Source organism: Ochrobactrum sp. C6C9 (assembly GCF_022627935.1).
In the GTDB taxonomy this organism is placed as follows: domain Bacteria; phylum Pseudomonadota; class Alphaproteobacteria; order Rhizobiales; family Rhizobiaceae; genus Brucella; species Brucella teleogrylli.
The window spans coordinates 1-6,354 of sequence record NZ_JABXGB010000067.1 but is presented as its reverse complement, the minus strand read 5'-3'; the positions used below and the strand labels follow the sequence as shown (position 1 = coordinate 6,354).

Sequence of the window (6,354 nt, the reverse complement as noted above, 5' to 3'; positions counted from 1 at the left end):
AAGATCACCCCGCAGCAGAGGGCGGCGTCACGCGCTGCGCCATCACGCGACGCCAATCGAGACCTTCAAATAAAGCCGCATATTGAGCCCTTGAAAGGCGCATTGTTCCATCCTGTACTTTGGGCCAGGCAAAAATGCCGTTCTCAAGAATTTTATATGTCAGAACCAGTCCGGTGCCATCCCACACCAAAATCTTCAGCCTGTCGCCGCGCTTCGACCGGAAGATCACCGTGATCCCGGAATGCGGATCAAGCTTCAGTTCAGTCTGCACCATCAAGGCCAGAGCCTGATGACCGCAGCGAAAGTCCACCGGCTGCGTGGCAATCAGGATGGGCAGTCGTTGGCCCGCGACGATCATGCCAATCCTCGTAGCGCACCAACCAAAGCCGCGACCCGACTGACAGGCACATCACCCGGCACCTTCACCACGAGATCGGCATTTATCTCTATCGTCACAATCCCTGCTGTTGCCACCGCCGTCTCTGGCATTGACGAGGTAACGGCAGGCATCTCCGGCTCATCCGCAATCGACAACGCCACAAACGCAGGTTCACAACCTTCCACATCCGGCACCGACGGCATCAACTCTGCTGGCAAGATCAGATGGCCATCACGCGCCTGCTTGCGCCAGTAAGAAAGCTGGTTCGCACTCAGATCATAGCGTTGTGCAACTTCCACAACCCGAGCCCCAGGATGAAGACTTTCAGCGACAATCCGTGCTTTCATCTCCGTCGTCCAGCGTCGGTAGCCGCCCCGAGGATCGACAATGTCTAAACGCCCGGCAAACCCATCGCCATCTACCATCCAAAATCTCCAGCTGTTGCCAAAGACCTTCTGGCAGAAACGTCACTCAATAAAAACACGCCAAATCAATGGGACAGAGACGGCGCATACGCTGAAATGTTCGCTCTTCAGGAATGAGCACGATGCGCGACGACGTGCAGCTGAAACCGGCTGAACTCTCAACATTAACAAACATGAACAGGCGACCGCCGACATACATGTGTCCTCACGCAGTAATCGTTACGCGCGCTGCGAGGCGCAGCTAACCCGAATATTCCAGACAGGTGATTGACATGAAAGCAGCGGTATTTCCGAAGGCAGAGAACGGTGCGTCCCAAACTTTCGACGGAAACCGCATCACACTCAAGGCGCCGAGTGTGGTTCAAATGCAGATCGGGCCCGAAGACGTTGCGCGTTTTGAGCGGGACGGAAACGACCTCGTACTGGTGCTGGACGATGGCCGGATCCTGGTGATCGAAAATTTCTTCGTCGTAACTGCCGATGGCCGTAATGACCTCGTATTTGAGGACGGGAATGACGTCACCTGGTGGGCACAATATGGCGACGAGTGGACGGGGTTTGACATTGCGGAAATCGAAGAGAGTGCTGCTGCGCCGATACCATTTCTCCCGCTTTTGGCAGGGGCAGGCCTTCTGGCTGGCGGTCTGGCGGTCGCAGCTTCTGGTGGAGGGGACGACGATTCATCGTCCAACATTCCGCCGGTAGCCTTGCCAGAAACCGTCATGTCACCAGAAGACACTCCGGTCAGGGGCAATCTGCTGACGAACGATACCGACCCCGACGGTGACCCGATCACCGTCACCGGCTTCGAGGTCAGCGGGAATACTTATGGTCCCGGAGAAACCGCGGACATTCCCGGCGTCGGCACGATCACGGTCAACGGCGACGGCAGCTATGTCTTCACGCCTGTGCCGGACTGGAATGGCAATGTGCCGACCGTCACTTATACGGTCAGCGACGGCAAAGAGGGTGGCACGACGACCAGCACGCTGGACATCGAGGTGACGCCTGGCGACGACATTGTGCCCGACGCGGTGACAACGCATGCCGGTGATCCGGTGACGACCTCTGTTCTCGCTAACGACGATTTCGAGAACGGCGATGCCACAATCACCCAGGTGACGCCGGGCGCGCATGGCACGGTGACGATCAACGACGACGGGACGATCACCTACACGCCTGACGATGGTTATGTAGGCGGCGACAGCTACACCTACACGGTGACAAGCGGCGGCAAAGAAGAGACGACCACAGTTACTGTCACTGTGACAAACGAACCGCCAGAGGCGACCGGCACGATCGCGGATCAGAGCAACGAAGATGCGGACGGCGTCGCCTCGCTTGACGTCAGCGCCTTCTTCTCGGACGAGGACGACGCTACACTGATTTATACAGCCGAGGGCTTGCCCCAGGGACTGGAGATCGATCCACTAACCGGCATCATCAGCGGCACAATCGATCCTTCGGCCAGCCAGGGCGGCACGACCGGTGTCTATAGCGTCACCGTAACCGCGAGCGATGGAAACGGTGGAACCGTCGACCAGACCTTCACCTGGACTGTTACCAATCCTGCACCGATTGCCAACGACGATGCTGCGACCACGACCGAGGATACGCCCGTCAGCGGCAATGTGCTTGGCACCGGAGGCTCAGGTGACGTTGCCGACAGCGATCCTGACGGCGATGCTCTGAGCGTGACGCAGTTCGTCATCGACGGCACAACGTATGCACCGGGCGACCAGGTCGTGATTGCGGGTGCCGGCACATTCACGCTTGGAAGCGACGGCGTCTATAACTTTACCCCCGCCGCCGATTGGAGTGGCACGGTGCCGACTGTCAGCTATACGATTAGCGACGGCGAAGGCGGAACCGACACCGCCGATCTGGTCATCAACGTCACTCCGGTCAATGATACTCCGACGGCCGAGGGCACGATTGGCGATCAGAGCGACCAGGACGCGGACGGTATCACCCCACTGGATGTCACGTCGTTCTTCTCGGACATCGACAGCGACACGCTGACCTACGATGCCAGCGGTCTGCCCGATGGGCTAACAATTGACCCACAAACCGGCGTGATTAGCGGCACGATCGACAATTCCGCGAGCCAGGGCGGCGCGAGCGGTGTTCACACCGTGACCGTGACGGCCACCGATGGCGACGGCGCATCGGTGGACCAGACTTTCACCTGGACGGTGACGAACCCCATCCCGACCGCCAACGATGATTCCGCCACCACGACCGAGGACACGCCGGTCAGTGGCAATGTGCTGACCGGCGGCGGTGCCGGCGATGTCGCCGATAGCGACCCTGACGGCGATAGCCTGAGCGTCACACAATTCACGGTGGACGGCCAAAGCCACAATGCTGGTGATGAGGCCACCATCGACGGCGTCGGCACCTTCACACTTCGTAGTGACGGCGCGTACACCTTCACGCCAGATGCCGACTGGAACGGCACGGTCCCGAACGTAACCTATACGGTCACTGATGGTGAAGGCGGCACCGACACCGCCAATCTCGTCATCACCGTCACTCCGGTCAATGATACGCCGGTAATAGTTGAGCCGAACCAGTTCGAATCCGTGATCGAGGCCGGCCATCTCGATGATGGTACGTCGGTTCCTGGTACGCCGAGCGCCTCGGGCAGCTTTACGGCAACCGACGCGGACGGCGATACTCTGACTTGGAGCGTGCTCGGCGCGCCAAATGCCACCTATGGCGAGTTCAGCATCGATCCGGCGACCGGCGACTGGACATATATCCTGGACAACACGCTGCCTGCGACGCAGGCGCTGAACGAAGGCGACAGCGTGCCCCTGACCTATGAGGTGCAGGTAGCCGACGGCAACGGCGGCACGGAGACGCGTACCGTCACCATCACCATCACCGGCACCAACGATCGGCCAGTGGCCAATGCCGACTCGGGCGCGGTCACCGAGGCGGGCGTCGAGAACGGCGGCAACACCGCTGTGCCGGGCATTTTGGAATCCACCGGCGATGTTCTGGTCAACGACACCGACGTGGACGATGGCGAAACCGCCACGCTGACCGTCAGCAACGTCAGCTTTGGCGGTTCGACGGGCGCTGTTGGCTCGGCCCTGACGGGCGCCTACGGCTCTTTGCTACTGAATGCCGATGGCACCTATACCTACACGCTTGATAACGACGATCCCGATACACAGGCGCTCGCGCAGGGCGCGACCGTCACCGAAGAGTTCAACTATACGACGGTAGACGCCAACGGCGCGACCAGCACCAGCACGTTGACCATCACGATTACCGGGACCAACGATCAGCCGGAGATCACCTCTACCTCTGCTGACGCGACCGGCGATGTGACCGAGCAGGGGACCGGCAATCCGGGCGAGGATGCCACGACCGGCGGCACGCTGGCAGCTTCCGACGTGGATGATGGCGCGTCACAGACGTGGTCTGTCGCGACCACCAACGGCACCTACGGCACGATTGGCATCGATCCGGTGACCGGCGAATGGACCTATACGCTCGACAATAGCCGGCCTGAGACCCAGGCCCTCAACAATGGTGAAACCCGGACGGAAACCTTCACTGCTCGCGTAACCGACGAGCATGGCGCCTACAGCGAGGAGGTCATCACCGTTATTGTCAACGGATCGAACGATGATGTCGCCGGTACGGGCGACGCCACTGTCCCGGTGACCGAAGACAGCGATCGGACGGGTACGCTTCAGGACTACGTCACTGACGTCGACGATATCCTTACGGTATCCGAATTCCGCATCGATGTCGATGGTGACGGCACTGACGAGGTCTTTGGGCCAGGTGATACCGTTCCGCTCCAGGACGCGCTGGGCAATGATATAGGCACACTCACCATCGAAGATAATGGCGACTACAGCTTCTCGCCCGCGCACAACTACTCCGGTGAGGTTCCAACCATTACCTATGTCATGGCGGAATCCGGCGGCGGGAGTTCCGTCGAGCAGCAACTGACGCTCGAGATCGCCAAGATCTCCGATGCGCCTGGCCTGCAGGCGACCAAGATGGTCGGCACGGACGAGGACGAACCCGCTACGCTCGATTTGGTGCCCCCTGTCATCACCGACACTGTTACCGGCACGAACGACTATCTAGAACGTCTTGGCGCAATCACCCTGACCATCGCAGGCGCCGGCGCGGCCGGCGCCACGCTCATGTTGAACGGAACAGAACTAACGGCCGTTGACGGCACGGTCACCATCGTCCTCACGGACGTTCCGCACATTAACGATGTGCCGGCCGCAAACCCAGCGGCTGGTGTCTATCACATGACTTCGGCCGAATATGCGGCGATCCAGGCTAATCCCGCCGCTGAAGACCACAGGAACTTCAGCGTCGAGGTGGTCGCCACTAGTTATGAAGTCGATGCCAACGGCGATGTGCTGGACGGCGTTCCTGGACGAAGCAGCAACCAGATCGTCACGGTAGAAGTGTATGCCGCGACCGACGGGGCGGATCTTGCGACCAGCCAGACCGAACTGACTTTCGGAGAAGACAGTTCGATCGACCTGTCCGACTACCTGTCAGCCACGCTGACCAGCACTGACGCCAATCCCGGCAACGACACCGATGGCAGCGAGCTATATTCCTATACTATCAGTGGTCTGCCGGCCGGTACGGTCGTCACAATTAACGGGACCGACTACACGGCCAACGCTGCCGGTACGGTTACGTCGGCTGAAAGCAACAGCTTCACCGCAACGCCGAACATCGTCATCCGGCCTCCCTCGGACTTCAGCGGTGACATGGATGCTGTGACGGTGACGCTGACCACACGCGATACCGACGGCGATTCCACGCCCACCCCCCTGACTGACACCAGCTCCGTGACGCTGAACCTTAATGTCACGCCGGTCGCCGGTGATGTGACGGCGGGCAATGTCAGCGGCCCCGAGGATACAGCAATCGCCTTCCTCGCACGCGTCGCCGTGACCGACACGGGCTCGGGCTCCGAAGTCATCAATTCGGTATCATTCGAGGTGCCGACAGGCTGGACAGTTACCGAGCCGGCGTCGTCCTCAGGCTGGACCTATGAGCTTTCGGGCACCACCGGAACGATCACGTTCAACTCGGATCCTGATACTGGTACGGTTCTGAACGAAGCTGCGCGAGAGACCATTCTCGACGCGTTCACGATCCGCCCGCCCGCCCATAGCAGCGCGGACGAGACGATCGCTTTGTCGATTGAGACGACCGACAGCAGCACGGTGGACGGCGCTATTGTTAGCGATACTCAGACGGTCTCGCGGGACGTGAACGTTACCGTCACCCCGGTTGCCGAGAGGACCGATACAGACAGCGACGGCGTTGGTGGCAACGACGTGACCATGATCGGCGATCATGTCTATTCGGCCAGCGGTTTTGAGGACGAATGGTTCAATCTGGCCACGGACGGAACCTTCGCGCTGGCGGAGGGCTGGTCCGATGCGGACGGCGACGAAACGCTTTATGCGGTGTTGTCACGTTAAGTTTCTCTGGCCGGAAAGGCCAGGGGCTCGTAGATATTCAGGCGAAACAGGCCGCAATTTT

The 6,354-nt window shown here is 60.1% G+C and carries 3 protein-coding genes; 1 reads left to right on the top strand and 2 read right to left on the bottom strand.

The genetic code is table 11. The features are described 5' to 3' along the window. Positions 1-4: 4 nt before the first annotated feature. Complete coding sequence (gene tnpB / locus HWD97_RS23850) at positions 5-358, bottom strand: IS66 family insertion sequence element accessory protein TnpB (RefSeq protein ID WP_122066948.1); 354 nt, start codon at positions 356-358, stop codon at positions 5-7. Next, positions 355-804 carry a transposase gene (locus tag HWD97_RS23845; protein ID WP_122066947.1) on the bottom strand — a complete coding sequence of 150 codons (450 nt, stop codon included), beginning with the start codon at positions 802-804 and terminating at the stop codon, positions 355-357. The genes tnpB and HWD97_RS23845 overlap by 4 nt, the downstream gene beginning before the upstream one ends. A 272-nt stretch (positions 805-1,076) precedes the next feature. Here HWD97_RS23845 and HWD97_RS23840 point away from each other — a divergent pair, with 272 nt between their 5' ends. After that, complete coding sequence (locus tag HWD97_RS23840; protein ID WP_371835769.1) at positions 1,077-6,293, top strand: Ig-like domain-containing protein; 5,217 nt, start codon at positions 1,077-1,079, stop codon at positions 6,291-6,293. Positions 6,294-6,354: the final 61 nt, after the last annotated feature.